The sequence below is a fragment of the Metapseudomonas cellulosilytica genome (genome assembly GCF_049334135.1).
Classification (GTDB): Bacteria; Pseudomonadota; Gammaproteobacteria; order Pseudomonadales; family Pseudomonadaceae; genus Metapseudomonas.
Map to the genome: position 1 here is coordinate 217,189 of NZ_JBHZGN010000003.1, position 22,269 is coordinate 239,457.

Annotated in this window: 20 protein-coding genes and 1 pseudogene; 10 read left to right on the forward strand and 11 right to left on the reverse strand. The window is 67.6% G+C overall.

Features of this window, described 5'->3' with window-relative positions; translation table 11 throughout:
* Positions 1-4: 4 nt before the first annotated feature.
* Positions 5-664, reverse strand: a complete 660-nt coding sequence (locus ACFW0H_RS05280) for a fumarylacetoacetate hydrolase family protein (RefSeq protein ID WP_422912847.1) — start codon at positions 662-664, stop codon at positions 5-7.
* Between the two features lie 168 nt (positions 665-832).
* On the opposite strand from ACFW0H_RS05280, the gene hpaA reads away from it, so the two are divergent.
* From hpaA to ACFW0H_RS05305, 5 genes are all read left to right on the forward strand, one after another.
* Positions 833-1,750, forward strand: coding sequence for a 4-hydroxyphenylacetate catabolism regulatory protein HpaA (gene hpaA, locus ACFW0H_RS05285; RefSeq protein WP_422912848.1), 918 nt, complete (start codon positions 833-835; stop codon positions 1,748-1,750).
* Between the two features lie 349 nt (positions 1,751-2,099).
* A complete protein-coding gene (locus ACFW0H_RS05290) occupies positions 2,100-3,125 on the forward strand; it encodes a TRAP transporter substrate-binding protein (protein WP_422912849.1) in 1,026 nt (341 codons plus the stop codon).
* A 6-nt stretch (positions 3,126-3,131) separates the two neighbouring features.
* Positions 3,132-3,662 carry a TRAP transporter small permease gene (locus ACFW0H_RS05295; protein ID WP_422912850.1) on the forward strand — a complete coding sequence of 177 codons (531 nt, stop codon included), beginning with the start codon at positions 3,132-3,134 and terminating at the stop codon, positions 3,660-3,662.
* A complete protein-coding gene (locus ACFW0H_RS05300; protein WP_422912851.1) occupies positions 3,659-4,981 on the forward strand; it encodes a TRAP transporter large permease in 1,323 nt (440 codons plus the stop codon). The genes ACFW0H_RS05295 and ACFW0H_RS05300 overlap by 4 nt, the downstream gene beginning before the upstream one ends.
* A 55-nt stretch (positions 4,982-5,036) precedes the next feature.
* Entirely contained in the window at positions 5,037-6,251 is a 1,215-nt protein-coding gene (locus ACFW0H_RS05305; protein ID WP_422912852.1) for a Bcr/CflA family multidrug efflux MFS transporter, read from the forward strand.
* A gap of 171 nt (positions 6,252-6,422) precedes the next feature.
* Here the strand turns inward: ACFW0H_RS05305 and ACFW0H_RS05310 are convergent, their stop codons facing one another.
* The 5 genes and pseudogenes from ACFW0H_RS05310 to ACFW0H_RS05330 all read right to left on the reverse strand — a co-directional run bounded on the left by ACFW0H_RS05310 (position 6,423) and on the right by ACFW0H_RS05330 (position 12,018).
* Entirely contained in the window at positions 6,423-7,541 is a 1,119-nt protein-coding gene (locus ACFW0H_RS05310) for a class II histone deacetylase (RefSeq protein ID WP_422912853.1), read from the reverse strand.
* A gap of 16 nt (positions 7,542-7,557) precedes the next feature.
* Positions 7,558-8,678, reverse strand: a pseudogene (locus ACFW0H_RS05315) (MFS transporter).
* Positions 8,668-9,540, reverse strand: coding sequence for a transporter (locus tag ACFW0H_RS05320; protein ID WP_422912854.1), 873 nt, complete (start codon positions 9,538-9,540; stop codon positions 8,668-8,670). The pseudogene ACFW0H_RS05315 and the gene ACFW0H_RS05320 overlap by 11 nt, the downstream one beginning before the upstream one ends.
* A gap of 108 nt (positions 9,541-9,648) precedes the next feature.
* Entirely contained in the window at positions 9,649-10,632 is a 984-nt protein-coding gene (locus tag ACFW0H_RS05325; RefSeq protein ID WP_422912855.1) for a helix-turn-helix transcriptional regulator, read from the reverse strand.
* A gap of 141 nt (positions 10,633-10,773) precedes the next feature.
* Positions 10,774-12,018 (reverse strand): MFS transporter, encoded by a 1,245-nt coding sequence (locus ACFW0H_RS05330; RefSeq protein ID WP_422912856.1) that lies wholly within the window; start codon positions 12,016-12,018, stop codon positions 10,774-10,776.
* Between the two features lie 424 nt (positions 12,019-12,442).
* Between ACFW0H_RS05330 and ACFW0H_RS05335 the strand changes: the two genes are divergently transcribed.
* A complete protein-coding gene (locus tag ACFW0H_RS05335) occupies positions 12,443-12,697 on the forward strand; it encodes a hypothetical protein (RefSeq protein WP_422912857.1) in 255 nt (84 codons plus the stop codon).
* A gap of 71 nt (positions 12,698-12,768) precedes the next feature.
* Here ACFW0H_RS05335 and ACFW0H_RS05340 read toward each other — a convergent pair whose 3' ends face one another.
* Both ACFW0H_RS05340 and ACFW0H_RS05345 read right to left on the reverse strand, forming a co-directional pair.
* Entirely contained in the window at positions 12,769-13,551 is a 783-nt protein-coding gene (locus ACFW0H_RS05340; protein WP_422912858.1) for an SDR family NAD(P)-dependent oxidoreductase, read from the reverse strand.
* On the reverse strand, positions 13,548-14,366 hold the full coding sequence (locus ACFW0H_RS05345) for a molybdenum cofactor biosynthesis F family protein (protein ID WP_422912859.1): 819 nt from the start codon (positions 14,364-14,366) through the stop codon (positions 13,548-13,550). The genes ACFW0H_RS05340 and ACFW0H_RS05345 overlap by 4 nt, the downstream gene beginning before the upstream one ends.
* Positions 14,367-14,499: 133 nt before the next feature.
* Here ACFW0H_RS05345 and ACFW0H_RS05350 point away from each other — a divergent pair, with 133 nt between their 5' ends.
* Positions 14,500-15,276, forward strand: coding sequence for an SDR family NAD(P)-dependent oxidoreductase (locus tag ACFW0H_RS05350; protein ID WP_422912860.1), 777 nt, complete (start codon positions 14,500-14,502; stop codon positions 15,274-15,276).
* 37 nt (positions 15,277-15,313) lie between these two features.
* Here the strand turns inward: ACFW0H_RS05350 and ACFW0H_RS05355 are convergent, their stop codons facing one another.
* The 3 genes from ACFW0H_RS05355 to ACFW0H_RS05365 form a co-directional block, all read right to left on the reverse strand.
* Entirely contained in the window at positions 15,314-15,970 is a 657-nt protein-coding gene (locus ACFW0H_RS05355) for a helix-turn-helix transcriptional regulator (protein WP_422912861.1), read from the reverse strand.
* 175 nt (positions 15,971-16,145) lie between these two features.
* The gene (locus tag ACFW0H_RS05360; protein ID WP_422912862.1) at positions 16,146-17,483 is read right to left on the reverse strand and encodes an aspartate aminotransferase family protein; all 1,338 of its coding nucleotides are present in this window, start codon (positions 17,481-17,483) and stop codon (positions 16,146-16,148) included.
* A gap of 105 nt (positions 17,484-17,588) precedes the next feature.
* Positions 17,589-18,308 carry an acid phosphatase gene (locus ACFW0H_RS05365; RefSeq protein ID WP_422912863.1) on the reverse strand — a complete coding sequence of 240 codons (720 nt, stop codon included), beginning with the start codon at positions 18,306-18,308 and terminating at the stop codon, positions 17,589-17,591.
* Positions 18,309-18,566: 258 nt separating this feature from the next.
* Between ACFW0H_RS05365 and ACFW0H_RS05370 the strand changes: the two genes are divergently transcribed.
* From ACFW0H_RS05370 to ACFW0H_RS05380, 3 genes are all read left to right on the forward strand, one after another.
* Complete coding sequence (locus tag ACFW0H_RS05370; protein WP_422912864.1) at positions 18,567-20,054, forward strand: aldehyde dehydrogenase family protein; 1,488 nt, start codon at positions 18,567-18,569, stop codon at positions 20,052-20,054.
* A gap of 117 nt (positions 20,055-20,171) precedes the next feature.
* Complete coding sequence (locus ACFW0H_RS05375; protein WP_422912865.1) at positions 20,172-21,674, forward strand: APC family permease; 1,503 nt, start codon at positions 20,172-20,174, stop codon at positions 21,672-21,674.
* Positions 21,655-22,224, forward strand: a complete 570-nt coding sequence (locus ACFW0H_RS05380) for a DUF3156 family protein (RefSeq protein ID WP_422912866.1) — start codon at positions 21,655-21,657, stop codon at positions 22,222-22,224. The genes ACFW0H_RS05375 and ACFW0H_RS05380 overlap by 20 nt, the downstream gene beginning before the upstream one ends.
* The last annotated feature ends 45 nt before the right edge of the window (positions 22,225-22,269 follow it).

Sequence of the window (22,269 nt, forward strand, 5' to 3'; positions counted from 1 at the left end):
CTCCTTATTCCGCAACCACGGTGTTGACGAGGCGACCGAGGCCGCTGATTTCCACTTCCACCAGGTCGCCTGGTTGCACGTCGACGCGACCTTCCGGGGTGCCGGTGATCAGCACATCGCCCTCATGCAGGGTCATGAATTCACTGATCTCCTCGATCAGCTGGGGGATGCCGCGCACCAGGTTGGCGGTGCTGTTCTCCTGGCGCAGCTGGCCATTGACGAACAGCTTGAGGGTGAGTGTGTGCGGGTCCTGCACGTTGGCGGCGGGGACGAATTCCGGGCCGAGGGGGCAGAAGCCGTCGCGGCACTTGGCCTTCACCGCCGGGCGGTAGTAGCTCTCTTCCGGCAGGCTGAATTCGTTGACGATCACGTAGCCGGCCACATGGGCCAGGGCGTCGGCGGCGCTTACGCGGCTGGCGCGCTTGCCGATCACCACGCCCAGCGCCGGGCCCGGTTGCAGACGCTCGACGCCTTGCGGGTAGACCACCGGCTGGCCGTGGCCATTGCGGGTGTTCGGGGTCTTGATGAACAGCACCGGTTTGACCGGCGGCTTCTGGTAGGGCGGTTGCTGGAATTCGTCCAGACGGCTCTCCAGCAGGCCCCGGTAGTTCAGCGCAACGCCGAACAGGGTGCCGGTGGCGACGTGGTCGAGTGCGGGGCGCATGGTCGTCTCCTGTGAATGAAAAGCGGGTGGCGCCGTGACAGGAGCGCCACCCGTAACGAGGATTTCGTTAATGTGTTAACTTTATATTTAACATGTTAATGATCGTCAAGCCTTGCGTCTTCGCCTTTCGTCATCGAAGGTGTGCGAAGGCAGCGGAGAAAGGTCGTCATGGCAGAGCGCCAACCCATCCCGAACATCAACATCGGCCAGGTCTACGACCAGCGTTACGCCGACGCGGAAGTGCACTACGAGGCGCTCGGCAAGCTGGCGGATTTTTTTGGCCGCAACATGCCGGTGCACCGTCATGACCGCTTCTTCCAGGTGCACTACGTGAAGAGCGGGGCGGTACGGGTCTACCTCGACGAGCAGCAGTACCTCCAGGAAGGGCCACTGTTCTTCCTCACCCCACCGACCATTCCCCATGCCTTCGTCACCGAGCAGGACGCCGACGGCCATGTGCTTACCGTGCGTCAGCAGTTAGTCTGGCCCCTGCTCGAAGCCGAGCAGGGATTGGCCGATGGAGCGCAGATTGCGCCGGTGTGCGTGGCCTTTTCCGAGTTGGGGGAGGAGTACCGCGAGGAGGTGCAGCGCCTGGACCTGCTGTTCGACCAGCTGCGCAGCGAGTTCGGCGCCCAGCGGCCGGGTCGCGAGGCGGCGCTCTCGGCCTTGACCCGGCTGATCTTCATCAGTCTGCTGCGGCTCTCGGCCCGGTCCCTCAAGGCGCAGCCGGCGCGCCATGAGGACCTGCAGGTGTTCCACCGCTTCAACGCCATGATCGAGGCCCACTACCGCGAGCACTGGTCCCTGGGCCAGTACGCCAGCCAGATGGGCGTGACCGAGGCGCGGCTGAACGATATCTGCCGACGCATCGCCGACCTCCCATCCAAGCGCCTGATCCACGACCGGGTGATGCAGGAGGCCAAACGCCTGCTGCTGTTCACCGGCAGCTCATCCAACGAGATCTGCTACCTGCTGGGCTTCAAGGACCCGGCCTATTTCAGCCGCTTCTTTGCGCGTAATGCGGGCATGTCGCCGGGCGAGTATCGCCAGCGCAGGGCAGGGGACAAGGAGGAGGCGTGGCGTTGAGCGCCGCCTCACGAGCGCCGATGGCGGGCACCGGCACGACCTTCTTTCCGTAGGAGCGAATTCATTCGCGAAGGGCCGCGCAGCGGCCCCAAAGCCTTCTTGTCTGTCCGTGCCAGGCCAGACCTTCTTGCCGGGCTCCTCTGGACTGATCGCAACTCTTTGACCCTGTTAGATTTTTCCTCCATTTCCGGACGTGGGTAAGGGCGCGGTCCGCTATCGAGCAGTTGTCCGTGGTTGACAGGCAACAGCAAAACGTTAATTTGTTAATTAGATGTTGAACATGTTAACGATATCTGCCTTCCTCCGGCTGGCGAAAAACGCCACTACAAGAACAACGAGGCCCCGTCCCATGAAAATCTCCAAGCTCGCCGTCCTCCTTTCTGTTGCTTGCTCAGCCCAACTGGCACTGGCGGAGCAGAGCTACACCCTCAAGGTCGCGCACTTCCTGCCGGCCAACTCCAACGCCCAACGCAACATCATCGAGCCCTGGTGCCAGCAACTTACCAGTGAATCCGCCGGCCGCCTGAAGTGCCAGCTGTACCCCTCGATGCAACTGGGCGGCACCCCGGCCAAGCTGGCCGACATGGCGCGCAACGGCGTCGCCGATATCGTCTGGACCGCGCCGGCCTACTCGGCGGGGAAGTTTCCGCGCATCGAGGCCATGGAGCTGCCCTTCATGCTGCCGGTGGGGGCGAAGGCCAGTAACCCGATCATCTGGCAGTACTACGAGCAGTACGCCCGGGATGACTTCAAGGGCTACAAGGTGCTCTCCATCCACGGCGATGGCGGCATGGACATCCACACCCGCGGCAAGGCCGTGGCCCGCCTGGAGGACCTGAAGGACCTCAAGCTGCGTGCCTCCAGCCGGACCGCCGCGAAGCTGGTGGAAGCCCTGGGCGCCGCCCCGGTGAGCATGCCGCCGGCGCAGATGACCGAGTCCATCTCCAAGGGCGTGGTGGACGGCGCGCTGGCTTCCTGGGAAGTGGTGCCGCCGACCAAGCTGGATGAAGTCACCGACCACCACTCGGCCATCCCCGCTGGCCAGCCGGCCTTCTCCTACACCGTGCTCGCCATGCTGATGAACCCGCGCAAGTTCGACAGCCTGCCGGAGGACCTGCGCGCCATCATCGAGCGCAACAGCGGCCCGGCCCTGAACGAGCGCTTCGCCACTGCCTGGGACAGCTTCCTCGACAAGGCCCGCAACGCCACGCCAGCCGAACAGATGGTGGCCATCGACCAGCCGGCCTACGCCGCCATGCGCGAGGCGGCCTCTCCGCTGGCCGATGCCTGGGCGGCCGAGCTCAGCGACAAGGGCCTGGACGGCCCGGCCCTGCTCCAGGGCGCCCGCAAGCTGTCGGCTCAACAATCCCGGTGATCGATGATGAACGAATCCCTGTCCTTCGACGCCGCCCCCAGCGAGGGGGCCGGCCTGGCCAGCCGCACGCTGCTGCGCACCGCCCAGGGTTTCGCCCTGGGTGGCGGCCTCATCCTGCTGGTGCTGGTGGCCATGTCCCTGGTGTCCATCATCGGTCGCAAGCTGTTCGCCACCCCCATCCGGGGCGATTTCGAGCTGATGGAGATCGGTGCGGCGGTGGCCATCGCCGCGTTCCTGCCTTTGTGCGAGCTGCGCGGGCAGCACATCAAGGTGGATGCCTTCACCCTGAAACTGCCGCGGCGACTCCAGGCCTGGCTGGACGCCTTCGCCCACCTGCTGTGCCTGCTGGCTGCGCTGTTGCTGGCCTGGCGCACCGGGTTGCAGGCGCTGGAAAGCCATGAGTACGGCGAGGTTTCCACGCTGCTCTCGGTGCCCCTGTGGATTCCCCTGCTGGGCATAGTCCCGAGCCTGCTGTTGCTGGCGATCACCGCCGGTGCCCGAACCCTCCACTGCCTCGCCCGGGAGCAACGTCCATGAGCGGTCTCAGTCTCGGCCTGCTGGCGCTGGCCGCCACCTTCACCCTGCTGGTGCTGCGCATGCATATCGGCCTGACCATGATGGTGGGCGGCGCCCTGTGCTTCCTCGCGGTGAACGACGGCGACCTTTCGGCGCTGCTGTTCAGCCTCAACAATCTGGCCTGGTCGCGCCTGTCCAACTACGACCTGGCGGTGATCCCGCTGTTTGTACTGATGGGGCAGTTCGCCACCCATGGCGGCCTTTCCAAGGCCATCTTCCGCTGTGCGGCGGCCTTCGTTGGCCATCTGCGCGGCGGCCTCGGCATGTCCGCTATCGGTGCCTGCGCCGGTTTCGGCGCCATTTGCGGCTCGTCTCTGGCCACTTCGGCGACCATGAGCCAGGTGGCGCTGCCGGAGCTGCGCCGGCACAACTACTCCGGGCGCCTGGCCACCGCCACGGTGGCGGCCGGCGGCACCCTGGGCATCCTCATCCCGCCGTCGGTGCCGCTGATCATCTACGCGGTGCTCACCCAGGAATCCATCGCCAAACTGTTCGTCGCCGCCGTGGTGCCGGGCCTGCTGGCGGCTGTGGGCTATGTGCTGGTGGTGCGGCTGATGGTGGCGCGCGAGTCGGAAGGCCACAGCCACAGCGAGCCTGCCAACGCCGCTGAGCGACTCAAGGCGTTCATGCAGGTGCTGCCGGTGCTGGGGGTGTTCCTGGTGGTGATCGTGGGCATCTACGGCGGTTGGGCGAACCCCACCGAGGCGGCTTCCATCGGCGCGGCGGCCTGCGGCCTGCTGGCGGTGTTCCAGGGCGGCATGCGCACGGAGGGCCTGCGCCAGAGCCTGCTGGGCACCGCCGAGACCACGGCGATGATCTTCCTGGTCCTGCTCGGCGCCGACCTGCTGAACTCCGGCCTGGCCCTGACCCAGATGCCCACCGAGCTGGCCGAGTGGGTCCAGCAGAGCGGCCTGGCGCCCATGCTGGTGCTCTGCGCCATCCTGCTGCTCTACCTGCTGCTGGGCTGCGTGATGGATTCCCTGGCGATGATCCTGCTGACCATCCCGATCTTCTACCCGGTGATCATGGGCCTGGACTTCTACGGCATGAGCGAAGTGCAGAAGTCCATCTGGTTCGGCATCCTCGCGCTGATGGTGGTGGAGATCGGCCTGATCCATCCGCCGCTGGGAATGAACCTGTTCATCGTCAACAAGGTGGCGCGGGACGTGCCCTACCTGGAAACGGCCAAGGGCGTGCTGCCGTTCCTCGCCTCCGACCTGCTGCGCATCGTGCTGCTGGTGGCCTTCCCGGGGATCTGCCTCTGGTTGCTCAGCTTCTGATCCGACGCGGGTCGCCCGGCGGCCCGCCTTCTTCCTGCCGCAAGGGACCTCCCCGATGATCCAGCCCCTCCCATTGGCCGGCCGTGGACTGATCGTCCTGCTGGCCGCCCTGGTGGCCTTCGCACCCTTGTCCATCGACATGTACCTGCCGAGCCTGCCCACCCTGGCACGGGAACTCGTCGCCAGCGAGGCGCAGGTGCAGCACAGCATCAGCGTGTTCCTGGTGGGGCTGTGCGTCGGCATGCTGTTCTACGGACCGCTGTCGGATCGCTTCGGCCGTCGGCCGCTACTGCTCGGCGGCGTCGCCCTCTACGTGGTCGCCAGCCTTGGCTGCGCCCTGACTGCCACGGCCGACCAGTTGCTGCTCTGGCGCGGCCTGCAGGCCCTCGGCGGGGCGGCCGCTTCGGTGCTGGCGCGAGCCATGGTGCGCGACCTCTATCCCCTGCAACAGTCGGCGCGGGTGCTGTCGCTGATGCACCTGGTGACCATGCTCGCCACCTTGGTGGCGCCGCTGCTGGGTAGTTGGCTGATGCAGCTGGCCGGCTGGCGCTCCATCTTCATCGGCTTGCTGGGCTTCGCAGCGCTGTGCGGACTGGCGGTGTTCGCGCGCATACCGGAAACCCATCGCGGCGAAGCGCGCCGGCATTCCCTGGGCAGCGCCTTCGCCGCCTACCGGGCGATCCTCGGCAACCCGCGTGCGGTGGGGCTGATGCTGTGCATGGAGCTGTCCTTCGCCGGCATGTTCGCCTACATCACCGGCTCGCCCTTCGTCTTCATCGAGCACTTCGGTTTCAGCCCGAACCAGTACGCGCTGCTGTTCGGCGCCAATATCGCCGGGGTGATAGTCGCCACCTTGCTCAATGCCCGCCTGGTGGGCCGCCTGGGGCCGGAGACTCTGCTGCGCCGGGGTTCGGCCGTTTCCGCCCTGGCCGGGCTGTGGCTGCTCCTCGCGACGAGCCAGCCGGCCCCGGGCTGGATGGGGATCGCCGTCGGCCTGCTGCTGTACGTCAGCGTCACCGGCATGCTCGGTGCCAACGCCATCGCCAGCCTGATGGCGCTGTTCCCCGAGCGCGCCGGCGCCGCTGCGGCCCTGGCGGTAGCCGGCCAGTTCGGCCTCGGCGCCCTCGCCAGCTTCCTGGTGGGCCTGCTGCATGACGGCTCGACCTGGCCCATGTGCCTGGTGGTGGCGTTGTGCGGCACCGGCGCCTTCGCGTCCTTGCGCCTGGCCCTGCGCTCCAGCACAAGCCGCGCAGGTGTGGCCGGCCCGTAGGTTGGGTAGCGCGGAGCGAAACGGTCCTGTGGGTTCGAATTCATTCGAAAAGGGCCGCGAAGCGGCCCCCTGGTGAGCGTTCGGTTTTCCTGTGGTTCGGGATTGGGCGGGACTGCGTCCCGCTTGGCGATTGAAATCGCCCCCACAGGAGGAGGTGCCGCCATCGAGCCCCTACCGCGCCAGGCCGAACGCCTCCACCATTTCCCCGATCAACTGGCTCTGCAGCCGACGCTGCGCTTCGCACGGCTGCTGCAGGCCGATGAAGTCGCAGAGCGGGTCCTGCACCTCGGTGCGAATGCCGGACAGTTCCTCCATCACCGCCAGGCCACAGAAGGGCACGTAGGCTTCGGCGTAGCCGCCTTCGTGGACCAGCGCCAGGCGGCCCTGGCACAGGCGTTCGGCAGTTTCGCGGACCAGGCGGGTCATGGCGCGGAAGCTGTCGCTGTGCAGCAGCATGCGCGCCAGCGGGTCCACGGCGTTGGCGTCGAAGCCGCAGGCGACCACGATCAGCTCCGGCTCGAAGCCTTCCAGGGCCGGAATCACGATCCGCTGCATGGCTTCGAGGTAGGCCGCATGGCCACTGCCGGCGAGCAGAGGGATGTTGATGTTGGCGCCCAGCCCCGCGCCTTCGCCACGATCGTCCGTGCCGCTGTAGCCCGGCGGGAAGCAGCCGTCCTGGTGCAGGGAGATGGTCAGCACGTCGGGGCGGTTGTAGTAGACCGCCTGGGTGCCATTGCCGTGGTGCACGTCCCAGTCGATCACCGCCACCTTGCCCAGGCCGTGCCGCGCCTTGGCCGCTTCGATGGCCACCGGGATGTTGGCCAGCATGCAGAAACCCATGGCCTGGTCCGGCAGGCAGTGGTGGCCCGGCGGGCGCGACAGCGAGTAGGCGTTGTCCGCCTCGCCCTTGAGCACGGCGTCGATGGCCGCCATGGCCAGACCGGCGGAGAGCTTGGCGATCTCGTAGCTGCCCGGACCGATGGGCGCGTGCTCGCCGAGGTTGCCGCCGCCGGCATCGCTCAGCGCCTTGAAGCGTTCCAGGTAGTGCGCCGAGTGGACCCGCAGCAGGTCTTCCTCGCTGGCGGCCGGGGCGCTGCGCAGGTCGAGTCGGCTGGTGAGGCCGGAGGCGTCCATCAGGTTCTTCAGGCGCCGCTTGGTTTCCGGCGATTCGGCGTGGCCGGCGGCGGAGGGCGGCTGCACCCAGCCACCCACCGGGAGGATCAGGGCGTGCTGGCTGGCGCTGTGCCAGAGGGACAGTTCGTCGAAGAAGAAGGCGGTACGACGGCTCATGGTGAAGGCTCCTTGCTTACAGGGATTGGGCGGTGGTGAGGGAAGCGGGACGCAGGCGGCTGGCGAGGGTGGCGAGCAGGGCCAGGCCGGTGAGCACGGCGGCCGCCGGCAGCAGGGTCTGGAAGTCGCCGCCGTCACCGAGCAGGCGGCCGGCCAGGGCTGGGCCCAGGGCCAGGCCGCTGCCGATGACCAGGTTGCTGAGGCTCATCAGGCGACCGGATTCATCCAGTTCCACCAGGCTGGCGAGGATGAAGGGCAGCACGTAGGTCCAGGTGAACTTGAACAGCAGCACGGCCACGGCGAAGCGCGCCAGCTGGGGCTGGCCGAGCAGCAGCAGGATGGCCGCCACCATCAGCCCGAAGCCGCTGCACAGCAGCGGGCTGCGTGGCCAGCGGTCGCCGATCAGGGTGGCGCAGCCGGCCCCGGCGATGCCCATCAGGGTGGCGATGGCGAGGATGTCGCCGCTGGCCCGGGCGCTCAGGCCGGCCTTGCTGCCGATGGCGCCGATGAAGGTCCAGACCGCGCTGAGGGCCACGTAGAAGCCCAGCAGGCCGAGGATGGCCGCTGCGGCTTTCCAGCGGGATGCCGAGCCGCTGCCGACCCGATGTTCGGCTGCCCGATGGGCCGCCGGGAAGGCGCGCACCAGCGGCAGGCCGAGCAGCATCAGGCTGGCCAGCAGCAGGTAGACGGCGCCCAGGCCATGGGCCTCGAACAGGCGCGGCTGGGGTTGGGCAGGGTCGCCGCACAGGACAGGCAGAGCACCATCAGCGAGCCGCCGGCCAGGGCAGTGACGAAGCGCAGCATGGCCAGCGCCTGGTAGCTCGCCGTGGTCGCCGATGCGAGGTTGCCGGCGATGAACAGCAGCGCGGCGACCAGCGCCGCGCGGCGCCAGTCGACCCGCTTCAGCCACCAGAAGGAGGGCAGGGTGGCGAGGCTCATGGCGCCCAGCTCGATAGAGAACAGGTCGCCGATCTGCGCCGGGTTCAGCCCCAGCTCGACGGCCAGTTGGGTGGCGATGGCCGGGGCGGTCAGCAGTACGGCCGAGGTGATGGCGGCGAACACGACGATGGCGGCTTGCAGCGCCAGCGGCCGATGGATTGCGGTGGACATGGCGAGGTCTCCGGGATCAGAACACATGGGCCAGGCGCAGCAGGGCCTGTGCGCCGTGGTAGCCGTTGTCGGTGTCGACGTTGTGGGAGAGGGCGACCATCAGCTGGTTCTGCCGGTCCAGCCAGTGGCCGAGTTCGAAACCGAGCTGGGTGTAGCGCTGGTGGGTGTCGTCCAGGGTGCGGTCGTTCAGACTGAGTTCGCCGCCGTCGGCGTGCACCAGCCGCAGGGCGCCATAGGTGGCCGGGGTGAAGTCGTAGGAGGCGAAGGCCTGCAGGCGGTAGAGCGGGTCCTGCTCCAGGTCCATCCCGTAGTAGTCGTCGTTCTTGCCGTAGAACTGGGCTTCGAGGTTGGCCTCCAGCACCCAGTTCTCGGCGACGCCCCGGGTGTAGTTGTAATTGAAGGTCAGCCCCCAGCGGTTGGCGCCGGGGGACACGTCCGGATTGTTGCCGTGGTACTCGCCCACCGGCAGCGTCACCAGGCTCAGCAGGCCGCTGTAGGTGCGGGTGGCCGGGTCGTTGATGATGAACAGCGTGCCGCCCATCTGCGGGTCGCCGATGCCGCGCTCGCTGGTGTGCCCGGTGGCTCCGGGCAGGCGGGCGTCGATGTCCACGTAGGGCACGATGAACTGCGGCGTGCAGAGGGTGCCGCAGGCGTCGGTGAAGAGCACGTGGCGGTAGGCCAGGGCGTTGACCTCCAGCTCGGCCTTGCCGCTGGCGTCGGCCGGGCCATGGAAGTCGTTGGCGCGGTTGGCGGGCAGGTAGAGCACGCCGAGCTGGGTGCCTGAGGGCGCGGAGAAGAAGTCGCGGGCGTTCATGTCGGCGGCCTGCGCGGCGAGCGGCAGCAGGCCGCAGCCGAGCAGGACATGGCCGAGGGAGCGGGAGGAGGTCATGGATGTCGGGTCTCTCTTGTTCTGGTTGCAGGTGGTTTCTTCGGGCAAAGCGCCGCCCTTGCCGCCCATGGCTGGCAGCTGACGATCAGGTGGCTGGGAAAGCGGGAATCAGTCGGGAGGCGAGTGGATGAGGTGGGCGATGCTCGCCTTGTCCTTCACGCCGAGCTTGGAATAGATGGTGCGGATGTGATGGCGCACGGTATTGGGCGCCAGGCCCAGGTCGCGGGCGATTTCCTTGTAGGTCTTGCCTTCGCCGAAGCGCAGGGCCACGTCGTTCTCGCGGGCGCTGAGCTGCTGCAGCGGGCTGTGGCTGCGGGCGGCGAGGAGGAACAGGTCGCCCACGGCGGTGACTTCCAGCAGCAGGCGGCCGCCCTGGTAGCCCTCGGGGCTGACCGCTTCGGGCAGCTGCGGGCCGGTCCACTCCGGCCACTCGGTGAGCAGCAGGTCGACGAAGCCACGCTCGGCGCAGTGCAGGGTGCCGCGCGAGTCGCACACTGCCAGCGCCAGTTGGCGCGGGTTGGAGAGGCTTTCGCGCATGGCCACCAGGGTGCGGATCTGGTTCGCCGAGACGGCGGCGGCCAGGTGCCGCATCAGGTTGTCCAGCAGCAGCTGGTCCTGGGCGCTGAAGGGCGCCGCCGTGGGCGCGCGGTAGAGGGTGAGGTGGTCCACCAGCCCGGTCTGCGGGTCGGAATGGATCACGCAGAGGAATTCACGAAAGCCGTGGCGTTCACCCAGCCACTTCAGGCCCGGCGTGCTATTGGCGCTGTCGACGACCACCGCCTTGTCGGGTGTGGCGTTGACCAGGCCGACGGTCACGTCCTCGTGGCGGATCGACTGCCAGTCGTCCAGGTAGTGCGGTGGCAGGTTGAACAGGTGCGTGCTGTGCTCTTCCGGCAGGCCGTCGATCATCGCCGCGCGGCCCCACCAGGCCTTGTCGAAGGCCAGCAACTGCTGCAACCGCGCCAGCGCCAGGGCGTGGAAGCCTTCGATGGACCGATCCCTGGCCAGGCGCTGGAGTTCCAGCACGGTGTCGCTGAATGCCTCCAGCAACTCGATGGCGATCGTGCGATCAGCCTGGTCATTCCTGCTCATGCGATATCCCCGATTGCGACCTTGTTGTTGTTCTGTCACGGGTGTGGGTCATGGCCAATCGTCTTCACGACGGGGCAGGGCCTGTGGAGCGAGTATCGGGTTCGCCCGTGGGCGCCGCCATCCTACAGATGCAGGATAGGGTCAGGCCTCCTTCGGCGCTGTCGCTATCTCCCGGCCCAGCCAGCGCTGGCGTGGCAGCAGCCAGGCGCAATAGCCGAGCAGCAGTGCGCCGGCGCTGGCCATGGCCCAGGGCGCGCCGACCTGTTCGGCGAGCACGCCCACCAGCAGCCCGCCGATGGCGTCGAAGCCGAAGCGCGTCGAGGTGTAGAGCGACACCACCCGCCCCCTCAGGCGCTCCGGGGCCAGGCTCTGCAGGAGGATGTTGGTGCCCACGTTGCAGTTGGTGATGGCGAAGCCGAGCACGGCCATGGCCAGCAGCGAGAGGGCGAGCTGTTCGCTGGCGGCGAAGGCCAGCAAGCCGGCGCCGCCCGCCAGGGCACAGGCCATGATGCTGTTCACCAGGCCCGGCAGGGCGTGGCGATTGGCGAGGAACGCGGTGCCCAGCAGCGAGCCCAGGCCGGCGGCGCCCCAGAGCCAGCCGAGGGTGCGCGCATCGCCGGCGAAGATGTCCTTGGCGAACACCGGCAGCAGCACGGCGTAACTGGAGGCGGTGAGGTTGACCACCAGCACGCTGAGCATCATCAGGCGGATGGTCGGCCTGCCGGCGACATAGGCCAGCCCTTCGCGGAACACGTCCCCCGTGGAGCCGGCGGCACGAGGTGTCGGTGCCATGCGGATGACCAGCAGCCCCGCAGCCAGCCCGAGGTAGGAAAGGGCATTGAGGGCGAAGCAGGCCGTCTCGCTGGTGAAGCCCAGCAGCAGCCCGGCCAGCGGCGGACCGACGAAGCGCGAACTGTTGAACAGCATGGCGTTGAGCGCGAGGGCGTTGGGCAGGTCCTCCTTGCCGCTGACGAATTGACTGAGCAGCGACTGGCGCAGGGGCGTGTCGAAGGCGTTGAGCACGCCGAGCAAGGCGGCCATGGCGACGATCAGCGACGGGCCGATCAGATCGGTGGCGGTGAGCAGAGCCAGGCCGATGGCCTGCAGGCCGAGCAGGCCCTGGATACCGATCAGCAGCCGGCGTTTGTCGTGGCGGTCGATCCAGGCACCGGCCAGGGGGCCGACCAGCAATTGCGGCAGCAGCGCGGCGAAGGTCGTTACGCCCAGCAACGCGGCCGAACCGGTGAGGCGGTAGATCAACCACGCCAGGGCGACCTGCTGCAGCCAACTGCCCAGGGTGGAGATGGCCTGGCCGGCGAAGTAGAGGCGGAAGTTGCGGTGGCGCAGGGCGCGGACGGCGGCTGGCCAGGGGCGGGAATCGGGCATTGGAGGGGGAACGGCGATGGATGAAAGTTAATATCTTAACTTAATCCGCAGTCCCCGTACGGGGCGCATTCATTGGCTATGACCCTGTTAGCTGTTGCTAGGAGGTTTCGGTCAGGGTTCGGGGCCTTGTAGGGTGGGCTTTAGCCCACGCTGACCTCCGATGGTGGGCTGAAGCCCACCCTACCGGCCTCTGCGCCACATCCCAACACTTAACGCAGACATAGCCCATTCATTCGCCAGACAGACCGCGGGTCTGCCTGTCCGTGCCTTTGAAGGATGCGGCAACTAATTGATCCTTAAGGGTTTTGATCGCTATCAACGACGTTGATGTTCTCTATCGCGAGTGATCACTTTTTAATCGACGCCCCGTCCGTAACATGAGCTCCGTAGCCAGTTTCCAGCCCCTGTTGAGGAGCCCACGATCATGAAAACCCACGCCTTCGCCGCCCTGATCATCGCCACCCTGAGCAGCTCTGTCTTCGCCCTGCCGTCCGACGACCAGCCGGTACTGGGTGAATCCCGGGACGGCACCTACATCCAGGTCGTGGAGCCGGTTGCCGCTGAAGGCAGCTTCATGGTCCTGGACCGCGTTGCCGAAAGCGGCTCGGACCGCACCGGCGCCAACCGCGTTGCCGAAGGTGGTTCCGACCGCCTGCTGCAAGCCCAGCGCGTCAGCTGATCGCCACTTGCTCCACCCCTCGAAGCCCGGCAAACGCCGGGCTTCTTTTTTTTGGTTCTCGCGAACGGTCCCTAGCCTCGCCCGAATGCCAGCGTCGGCACGTCGACGATGCTCGACCCGCCATCGGCCACCAGGCTGGCGCCGGTGATGATCGAGGCCTCGTCCGAGAGCAGGAAGCGGCAGACGCTGGCGATTTCCTCCGGGCTGGCCGGGCGGCGTAGCGGAACCTCGGCAGTGACCCGTGCATAGGTCGCGTCCAGGCTTTCGCCGTGGCGTTCCATCAGCGGCTGCATCTCCGCGTCGGCCATGGGCGTGCGCACCCAGCCGGGGCAGACGGCGTTCACCCGCACGCCCTGCGGGCCATAGTCCCGCGCCAGGGAGCGGGTGAGGCCGAGGAGGGCGTGCTTGGCGGTGGTGTAGCCGCACACCCCTTCGCCCGCCGCCAGGGCGGCGATGGAGGCCATCAACACCAGTGAGCCACGCCGCTGTGCCAGCAGCGGCAGGCAGGCGCGGGCGGTGTGGAAGGCACTGTCGAGGTTGGCACGCATGGCGGCCTGCCAGTCATGGTCCGAGGTCTCGGTGGCGCTGCCCAGGCCGTGGCCGCCGGCATTGGCGATCACGCCGTCGAGGCCGCCGAAGCGCCCGATGATGGCGGGGATGAAGCGGTCCCAGTCGGCGCTGCTGGCGGCGTCTCCGGCAAGCACCAGGCCGCCGCTTTCGCTGGCGACCTGTTCCAGCGCTTCACGACGGCGGCCCACCAGCACCAGGTTGGCGCCTTCTGCGGCCAACCGTCGGGCGCAGGCCGCGCCAATGCCGCTGCCGGCCCCGGTGATGAGCAGGGTACGGCCCTTCACAACGGGTACTCCGTGCGGTTGAGCACGCTGCAGTGGGAGCTCACCGGGAAGTTCGACAGCTGACCGAAGTCGCCGCCGGCATAGCCGCAGATCTTGCCGTCGCTGCGGTGGTTTCTCAGGTCGATCAGCACCACGCCGAGGGTGGGGATGATCTTCTCGCGCCAAACGAACAGGTACAGCTCTTCGGCGACCTTGTAGGTATGGCAGCGGTCGGTATCCGCCAGGCCCTGCTCGACGCCCTTGAGACATTGCCAGCTGTAGAAGTTCTCGTTGAGGTAGAGGTGCTCGTAGACCTCGCTGGGGCTGTAGCGGTAGAGGTTGCGCAGGCCCACCAGCTCACGGCTCGGCGCATGGGGGCAGGCGTCTTCGCGCCAGGGGCGGTCGAGGCTGCCGTGGAGGAACTCGGCTTTCACCGAAGTCAGCTCGCCACCGGACAGCGCCTTGCTGAACAGATCGCCACGGCTTTCCGCCTCGCTGGGCATGCGCCCGAGCACGGCGGTGAAGGCGGCGTTGGCGAGATCCAGTACCAGGCTCACCGACAGCGCGCGGCCGTCCTCTTCCTTGAGGAAGTCCACCAGGTACAGGCCTTCGCGTACCGAGGTGGCGCGATAGGGCGCCTCGCCGCTGGCGCTGCCATCGTGCATCGACCAACTGAGTTGTTCGGCGTCGAAGCGGTGTTCGATGCGCCAGCCATTGGCGAAGTGCAGGGTGAAGGTGCGGCCGGCGAGGTCCGCCCGGTTCGGCAGGATGAAGGCTTCGGGCGCAAAGCCGTCGGCCAGGGCGCCGACGGTGATCCATTCGGGTTGGGTGGTCATGGCTTATCTCCGTTGGGTTGGGATGGCGCCATGGTCGGCCGGATAGGGGCGCGCCGGTATCAACCGGAAGGTTGAGGCAGGCCTGCCTGGACTACGCTGCTCAGACCGTCTCCAGAGAAGCGAGGTGCAAGCCATGTACGCAGCAAGACCACGGCTGCTCGACAAGGTGGCGATCATCAGCGGTGGCGCCGGCGGTTGCGGCGAGGCGGCCAGCCGCCTGTTCGCTGCCGAGGGGGCCAGGGTGGTGATAGTCGACCGCAATGGCGATGCCGCCCGGGAGCTGGCCCGGCAGGTCAAGGCTGCCGGCGGCGAGGCGCTGGGCGTGGGCGCCGATGTTTCCCAGGCCGACCAGGTGAAGGCGGCGGTGGCAGCGGGGGAGGCTGCCTTCGGCGGCGCGGATGTGCTGTTCAACCACGCTGGCACCCTGATCGTGAAACCCTTCCTCGACGTGGAGGAGGACGAGTGGGACTGGTTGATGGCGGTCAACGTCAAGAGCATGTACCTGATGACCCGCGCCGTGCTGCCGCAGATGCTGGCCAAGGGCAAGGGCAGCATCGTCTGCACATCCTCCATCTCGGCCGAATATGCCACTCCCGGCGAAGTGGTCTACAACGCCACCAAGGGCGCCTGCCAGATGTTCGCCCGGGCCATCGCGGTGGAGTTCCGCGACCGCGGCATCCGCTGCAATGCCGTGGCGCCGGGCTTTATCCGCACCGCCCACGGCATCCGCGAGATGAAGGAGCTGCAGGCCATGGGCGTGGAGGCCAGCGAGGCGGCCATTTCCCTGCAGCAGGGGCGCCTGTGCGAGCCGGAAGAGGTGGCGCGGGCGGCGTTGTTCCTGGCGTCGGACGAGGCGTCCTTCGTCAGCGGGGCGCACCTCTTCGTGGATAACTGCTTCTCCTCCGTTTGAGGCGCCAAAGCGATGGGTATCGCAGGCTCCACCCATCCTACGGGAAGAGCTTTCTCACCAACTCGGTCCGGCTGCGCACGCCGGTCTTGCGGAACAGATGGATGAGATGGGTCTTCACCGTGGCCAGGCTCAGGTCCAACTGCCGGGCGAGCTCCTTGTTGGACAGGCCTTCGCGCAGGAGGAAAGCGATTTCCTGTTCCCGAGGGGTGAAGCCGGTCAGCCCATCCTGCGCCGATGGTGCGTCCGGCAGATGACGCACGGCCAGGTCCAGCAGGCCGCGCAGGCCGTCGAGGCGCTGCAGTTCTTCGGAATCGAAAGGCGAGAGATTGCCAGTGCGCAGCAGGGAGATGCCCACTACCGGCCGCTGGCGATCATGGGCGATCACCTCCACCACGTCGCGGATGCCATGACGCACCAGGAAGCCCTGGTAGATGCGCCGTGAATCCCCCGCCTGGCGCGCCATGGCTTCGCGCAGGGGCACTACGGCGTGGCGTTCGTCGCGGCAGAGGGCGGGTTGCAGCGGATCGAAGTCGCGGTAGTGGTCGAGGTAGTCGCGGTGGGTGCGGGCGTCCATGCGCAGCAACTGGAAGTCGCGGGCGCGAAACTGCGCGTCGACCCGGTAGAAGGCGAAGCAGGAGGCCGGGACCACCCGGCTGAAGGCGTGCAGGCAGTGCAGGCCGAAGTCGTCGTGCATGACGCTGCTCCCGGAAACAAGGAGCGCGGCCTGGGCCGCGCCCTATAAAAAAGTCCAAGGATCTTGCGAGCTAGAGCGAGACAAGGCGGGAAGGGCCGAGGCCGCGGAGTTTACGCCTGTAAATGAGCAGGCCGAGGCCATTCCCAACGCAGTATCGCCGACGCGCAGCTGATCCCTACATGTGGGCTTCCTGGAAGCCGATGGCGAGCGCATTGACGATGGTATCGATCTGCTCCTTCTCGATCACCAGTGGCGGCGAGAGGATGATCTTGGTGCCCACCGGGCGCACCATCACGCCGTTGGCGCGGGCGATCTCGGCGACGCGGTTGGCGTAGCCGCCCATGGGGTCGATGGGCTCGCGAGTCGTCCTGTCGCTCACCAGGTCCAGGGCCACCATCAGGCCCTTGCCGCGCACCTCGCCGACGGCGGCGAAACGCTCGGGGAAGGACGCGAGGCTGTTCAGCAGGTATTCACCCTGCTTCGCCGCATTGGCCGGCAGGTTCTCCTGCTCGACGATATCGAGGTTGGCCAGGGCGGCGGCGCAGGCCACCGGGTGCCCGGAGTAGGTGTAGCCGTGCATGATGGCGCCGGTGAAGTTGCCGTTGCCGGCGAAGGCCTGCTCGATGCGCTCGTTGACCACGGTGGCGCCGAGGGGGATGTAACCCGAGGAGATGCCCTTGGCCAGGCACATGATGTCCGGCTTAACGCCCCACAGGCGGCTGCCGAACATGGAGCCGCTACGGCCGAAACCGGTGACGATCTCGTCGGCGATCAGCAGCACGCCGTACTTGTCGCAGACCTTGCGGATCAGCGGCCAGTAGCTGGCCGGCGGCACGATCACGCCGCCCGCGCCCTGGATCGGCTCGGCGATGAAGGCGGCCACGGTGTCCGGGCTCTGGAACTGGATCTCGCGCTCGAGGATATCCGCGCAGATCTGCGCCAGTTCTTCCGGGTCCTGGCTGTAGGGGTTGCGGTAGAGCCAGGGCGTGTCGACGTGGAAGCAGCCCGGCAGCAGCGGCTCGTAGTTGCGGCGGAACACCGTGTTGCCGTTCACCGAGGCGCCGCCGAAGTGGGTGCCGTGGTAGCCCTGGCGCAGGGAGATGAACTTGGTGCGATCGGCCTGGCCCAGCAGCTTCCAGTATTGGCGGGCGAGCTTCAGCGCGGTTTCCACGGCGTCAGAGCCGCCGGAGCTGAAGGCCACGCGGCGCATGCCTTCGGGTTCCAGCATGCCGATCACCTTGGCGGCCAGTTCCTCGGCGCGGGGGTGGCTGATGCCGTCGAACAGCTGGAAGTACTCCAGTTCGTCCAACTGGGCGGTGATGGCCGCCTTGATCTCCTTGCGGCCGTGGCCGACGTTGACGTTCCACAGGCCCGCCACGCCGTCCACCAGGCGATTGCCCTTGTCGTCGAAGACGAAGCAGCCCTCGCCACGCAGGATGCGGATGGGCTCGCGCTGCTTCATCTCGTTGGGGTGCAGCATGGGGTGCCAGAAGGCGGTGTCTTTGGTGCTCACGGTGAATTCTCCTCTCGTGCAGCAGTGCGGCTGTGTGGGGCATTTGTGCCGCAACCGGCCGGGGACGTCTTGTCTGTCCCTGCCAGGCCGGTTGCCTGCCCCTGCCTAGTTGCGTTCCAGAGTCGCGCGTATTTCCTGTCGCACTCGGTTGAAGTCGGCGGCGGCCTGCGGGTCCGCCAGCAGGTTCGCTACCAGCGCCGCGGCGGCGAGCTGCCCGCCCTGCAGGTCGCTGGGGTAGTGCACTCCGGCGATCACCCGGCTGCCTGCGTGTTCCCGCGCGCGCTCGAACAACTCGGCGCGTTTCTCCGGCACCGCCATGCCCAGCAGCGTGGCGTTGAGGTAGGCGTTCATGCTGTGGCCGCTGGGGTAGGAGTCGCCTTCCGGCGGCGGCAGCACGGGCTTGATCCGCGTATCCGCCTCGTAGGGGCGGGGACGGTCGAAGTGCTGCTTGGCCGGTATCAGCACCTGCACCAGGTCTTCCTGGGCGCGGCGGAAGAAGGCGCGGGTCAGCGGCAGCCGCTCCGCCTCGAAGCCCTTGCCGAGCAGGTCGGCGGCGAAGGGGAAGACGGCGTCCTCCCACTGGTCGTCGGCCTGCACCTTCTTCACCTGCTCGGCACTGCGTCGGGCCTGGGCATCGAGCACGGCCTGGAGGTCGGCCCGGGCAGCGGGCGAATCTGCGGTGGGGGGCGGTGGCAGGTAGTCGGCCAGTTGCAGCCGGGCTTCGGCGAGGTAGGGCGGGTAGCGGGTGGCCGGGTCGGCCTGGATGGCCAGCGCGGGGAGGAGCAGGGCGAGGCCGAGCAGCAAGGGGCGCAGGGGCTTGTACATGGCAACGGTCCTTATTGTTGTCGTGCGGCGCGAGGCGGTGGTTCCGGGCCGTCTCGATTGCCCTTGTCCGCCAAACCCCGAGGTGATGCTTGTCTTTCCCTGCCCGGGCGGTTGTCTCTGCCTGCCGGGGGCCTGGCAGCCAGTGGCAAATCCCCCGGCAGGCAGGGTCAAGAGCGCCCGCCGGGTTTGTCGCAGAGTGCCACTCGACAATCCGAGATACCCGGCCGCCCTGGTGGCCGCGCGAGAAGAGGAATCGAGATGAGCATTGCCCTTGACCCCCGTGTTGCCGCCTTCGTCCAGGCCCGTCACGGACTGCTGATCGACGGCCAGTCGCGGCCCGCACTGTCCGGCGCCGAGATGCCGGTGCACAACCCTGCCACCGGCGAGGAACTGGCGCGCGTCGCGGTGGCCGGCAAGGCCGATGTGGACCTGGCGGTGGCCGCCGCCCGCAGCGCTTTCGAGGGCAGTTGGGCGGCCCAGCGCCCGGCCGACCGGGAGCGCCTGCTGCTGAAGCTGGCCGAGCTGCTGGAGGCCCATGGCGAGGAGCTGGCCCAGCTGGAAACCCTGAACAACGGCAAGTCGATCAATCTGTCGCGGGCCATCGAGGTGGGCGCCGGCGTGGAGTACACCCGCTACATGGCCGGCTGGGCGACCAAGATCGAAGGCAAGAGCCTGGATGTCTCGATCGGTGCCATTCCCGGCGGCAAGTTCCGCGCCTACACGGTGCCGGAGCCGGTGGGCGTGGTGGGGGCCATCGTACCCTGGAACTTCCCGCTGATGATGGCGCTGTGGAAGGTGGTGCCGGCCTTGGCCTGCGGCTGCACGGTGGTGCTCAAGCCCGCCGACGAGACCCCGCTGACCGCCCTGCGCCTGGGCCAACTGTGCCTGGAGGCGGGCATTCCCGCCGGCGTGGTGAACATCGTCACCGGCGTCGGTGCCGAGGCTGGCGCGGCCCTGGCGGCGCACCCGGGCATCGACAAGCTGGCCTTCACCGGCTCCACCCCGGTGGGCAAGCTGATCGGCCATGCTGCTGTGGAAAACATGACCCGCTTCACCGTGGAACTGGGCGGCAAGAGCCCGGTGATCGTGCTCGACGATACGGCGTTGGACAACGCCGCCGCTGGCGCCGCCGGGGCGATCTTCTTCAACAACGGCCAGGTCTGCACCGCCGGTTCGCGGCTCTATGTACAGCGCAAGTCCTTCGACCAGGTGCTGGAGCGCCTGCACGGCATCGCCGGTTCCCTCAGCATCGGCGCGGGCCTGGACCCGGCTGCGCAGATCACCCCGCTGGTTTCCGCCAAACAGCAGCGTCGCGTGCTGGGCATGATCGACAGCGGCCGCGCCCAGGGCGCCAGCGTCATCTGCGGCGGCGACGCACACGGCGAGCGGGGCTTCTTCGTCCAGCCGACGGTGATCGCCAATGTGCGCCCGGAGATGCAGGTGGTGCGCGAGGAAATCTTCGGCCCGGTGCTGGTGGCCACCGCCTTCGACGAGCTCGACGAGGTGGTCGCACTGGCCAACGACAGCCCCTACGGCCTGGCCGCGAGCATCTGGTCCAACGACCTGAAGCAGGTGATGGGCCTGATCCCACGGCTGAAGGCCGGCACCGTCTGGGTCAACGCCCACAACCTGCTGGACCCCTCCATGCCCTTCGGCGGCTTCAAGCAGTCGGGCATCGGCCGCGAGATGGGCCACGCCGCCATCGAAGCCTTCACCGAGAACAAGTCCGTGTGCATCGCCTACTGAGCCGCACCGCAGGAGGCGGCCGCCTCCGATGATCTTCGCCGGGCCCGCGTGGGGGCCCGGCCTTCCACATGCCTTGAGCCCTAACAACGACAACATCCGTCTTCGAGGTCCAGCACCATGTCCATCAACGCAAGACTCGCAGCACACCTGGAGCGCGGCACGGTCGGGTTCCCCACCGCGCTCGCCAGTACCATCGGCCTGATCATGGCCAGCCCGGTGATCCTCACCGCCACCATGGGTTTTGGCATCGGCGGCAGCGCTTTCGCCGTGGCCATGCTGATCGCCGCGGTGATGATGCTGGCGCAGTCCACCACCTTCGCCGAGGCAGCTTCCATCCTGCCGACCACGGGCTCGGTGTACGACTACATCTCCTGCGGCATGGGGCGCTTCTTCGCCATCACCGGGACCATTTCCGCCTACCTCATCGTCCATGTGTTCGCCGGCACCGCCGAGACCATCCTCGCCGGGGTCATGGCCCTGGTGAACTTCGAGCACCTCAATACCCTGGCCGAGTCCGCCGGTGGCTCCTGGCTGCTGGGCGTGGGCTTCGTCATCACCTTCGGTATCCTCAACGCCTTCGGCATCAGCGTGTTCAGCAAGGCGGAGGTGATCCTCACCTTCGGCATGTGGACCACGCTTATGGTCTTCGGCCTGGCGGGCCTGTTCGCCGCCCCGGCGGTGGAACTGGAGGGCTGGTTCGGCGCCTCCCTGGTGGGGACCGACCTCACCACCATCCTGTCCCTGGTGGGCATGGCGATGTTCATGTTCGTCGGCTGCGAGTTCGTCACCCCGCTGGCCCCCGAAGTGCGCCGCTCCGCCTGGACCCTGCCGCGCGCCATGGCCCTGGGCCTGTTCGGCGTGGCCTCGTGCATGTTCATCTATGGCGCGGCGATGAAGCGCCAGGTGGAGAACGTGCTGCTCGACGAAGCCACCGGCGTGCACCTGCTGGACACCCCCATGGCCATCCCGCAGTTCGCCCAGCAGGTGATGGGCGACATCGGGCCGATCTGGCTGGGCATCGGCTTCCTGTTCGCCGGCGCCGCCACCATCAACACCCTGATGGCCGGCCTGCCGCGCATCATGTACGGCATGGCGGTGGACGGTGCGCTGCCCAAGGTCTTCACCTACCTGCACCCGCGCTTCAAGACGCCGCTGTTGTGCATCGCCGTGGCGGTGGCCATTCCCTGCCTGCACGCCTGGTGGCTGGGCGGCAACACCGATGGCATCTTCAACCTGGTGCTGGCCGCCGTCTGCGCCTGGAGCACTGCCTACCTGCTGGTGACGCTCTCCGTGGTGATGCTGCGCATCCGCCGCCCGGACCTGCCGCGCGCCTACCGCTCACCCTGGTTCCCGCTGCCGCAGGTGCTGTCGTCCGTGGGCATCCTCATCGGCATGTGGTTCATCACCCCGCCGGGCATGAACCCGAGCGACATCTATGTGCCCTTCGGCGTGATGCTCGGCCTGACGGCCGCCTACGCGCTGTTCTGGACGCTGGTGGTGCAGAAAGTGAACCCCTTCCGGCCGGTGCCGGTGGAGGAGGTGCTGGAGAAGGAGTTCAACAACGAACCTGGCGTCAGCCACGACCTGGAGCGCTTCGAGCATGTTTCCAAGCCTGTCTGAGTACTGGCGTCGCCCCCCGGCCGGCTACCGGCCGGGGGCCACGTTGATGCATGTGCAGCGTGACCTCCGCAACCTGCCGGGCGAGCCGCTGGACGGGGCGGCGATGCGCTTTCGCAGCGCCGACGGAGCCCTGGACTTCGAGGTGCGTGAAGTGGTGCAGGCGCAGTTCCTCATGCACCTGGTGCGCACCGAGTTCGTCCTGCGGGTGCCTTCGTCCGGGGCCGGGCCGGTGCGCATCGAACTGAACCACCGGGGCGCGATTCGCCGCCAGGGCATCGCCTGCAAGGTCCGCGCGGGCGATGCCGGAGCGCTGGCCAGCCGCCTGCAGGACGACCCCCGGTTGCTGGCCGCGTTGATGCCCCTGGACTTCAAGCGCCTGCGCATCGACCGCGAAGGGAGCCAGTGGGTGGTGCGCCTGGAACACATGGGCGCCAGCGAGGTGGTCAACCGGATGCCGGCCTTCCGCCGCTACATCCGTCTCACGGCTGAACAGCGCCAGCATCTCCTGCAGGTCCTCCGCGGCCTGCGGGAACTGCTGGTCGAGTACTGAAAAGGGGGACATCTCCAAACCGGGCACAAGTGGTCTGTTCTGGCC

Excerpts from the sequence above, each read along its gene's own strand:
- ACFW0H_RS05280 (WP_422912847.1), bottom strand. The coding sequence starts at position 664 with ATGCGCCCCGCACTCGACCACGTCGCCACCGGCACCCTGTTCGGCGTT.
- hpaA (WP_422912848.1), top strand. The coding sequence starts at position 833 with ATGGCAGAGCGCCAACCCATCCCGAACATCAACATCGGCCAGGTCTAC.
- ACFW0H_RS05290 (WP_422912849.1), top strand. The coding sequence starts at position 2,100 with ATGAAAATCTCCAAGCTCGCCGTCCTCCTTTCTGTTGCTTGCTCAGCC.
- ACFW0H_RS05295 (WP_422912850.1), top strand. The coding sequence starts at position 3,132 with ATGAACGAATCCCTGTCCTTCGACGCCGCCCCCAGCGAGGGGGCCGGC.
- ACFW0H_RS05300 (WP_422912851.1), top strand. The coding sequence starts at position 3,659 with ATGAGCGGTCTCAGTCTCGGCCTGCTGGCGCTGGCCGCCACCTTCACC.
- ACFW0H_RS05305 (WP_422912852.1), top strand. The coding sequence starts at position 5,037 with ATGATCCAGCCCCTCCCATTGGCCGGCCGTGGACTGATCGTCCTGCTG.
- ACFW0H_RS05310 (WP_422912853.1), bottom strand. The coding sequence starts at position 7,541 with ATGAGCCGTCGTACCGCCTTCTTCTTCGACGAACTGTCCCTCTGGCAC.
- ACFW0H_RS05320 (WP_422912854.1), bottom strand. The coding sequence starts at position 9,540 with ATGACCTCCTCCCGCTCCCTCGGCCATGTCCTGCTCGGCTGCGGCCTG.
- ACFW0H_RS05325 (WP_422912855.1), bottom strand. The coding sequence starts at position 10,632 with ATGAGCAGGAATGACCAGGCTGATCGCACGATCGCCATCGAGTTGCTG.
- ACFW0H_RS05330 (WP_422912856.1), bottom strand. The coding sequence starts at position 12,018 with ATGCCCGATTCCCGCCCCTGGCCAGCCGCCGTCCGCGCCCTGCGCCAC.
- ACFW0H_RS05335 (WP_422912857.1), top strand. The coding sequence starts at position 12,443 with ATGAAAACCCACGCCTTCGCCGCCCTGATCATCGCCACCCTGAGCAGC.
- ACFW0H_RS05345 (WP_422912859.1), bottom strand. The coding sequence starts at position 14,366 with ATGACCACCCAACCCGAATGGATCACCGTCGGCGCCCTGGCCGACGGC.
- ACFW0H_RS05350 (WP_422912860.1), top strand. The coding sequence starts at position 14,500 with ATGTACGCAGCAAGACCACGGCTGCTCGACAAGGTGGCGATCATCAGC.
- ACFW0H_RS05355 (WP_422912861.1), bottom strand. The coding sequence starts at position 15,970 with ATGCACGACGACTTCGGCCTGCACTGCCTGCACGCCTTCAGCCGGGTG.
- ACFW0H_RS05365 (WP_422912863.1), bottom strand. The coding sequence starts at position 18,308 with ATGTACAAGCCCCTGCGCCCCTTGCTGCTCGGCCTCGCCCTGCTCCTC.
- ACFW0H_RS05370 (WP_422912864.1), top strand. The coding sequence starts at position 18,567 with ATGAGCATTGCCCTTGACCCCCGTGTTGCCGCCTTCGTCCAGGCCCGT.
- ACFW0H_RS05375 (WP_422912865.1), top strand. The coding sequence starts at position 20,172 with ATGTCCATCAACGCAAGACTCGCAGCACACCTGGAGCGCGGCACGGTC.
- ACFW0H_RS05380 (WP_422912866.1), top strand. The coding sequence starts at position 21,655 with ATGTTTCCAAGCCTGTCTGAGTACTGGCGTCGCCCCCCGGCCGGCTAC.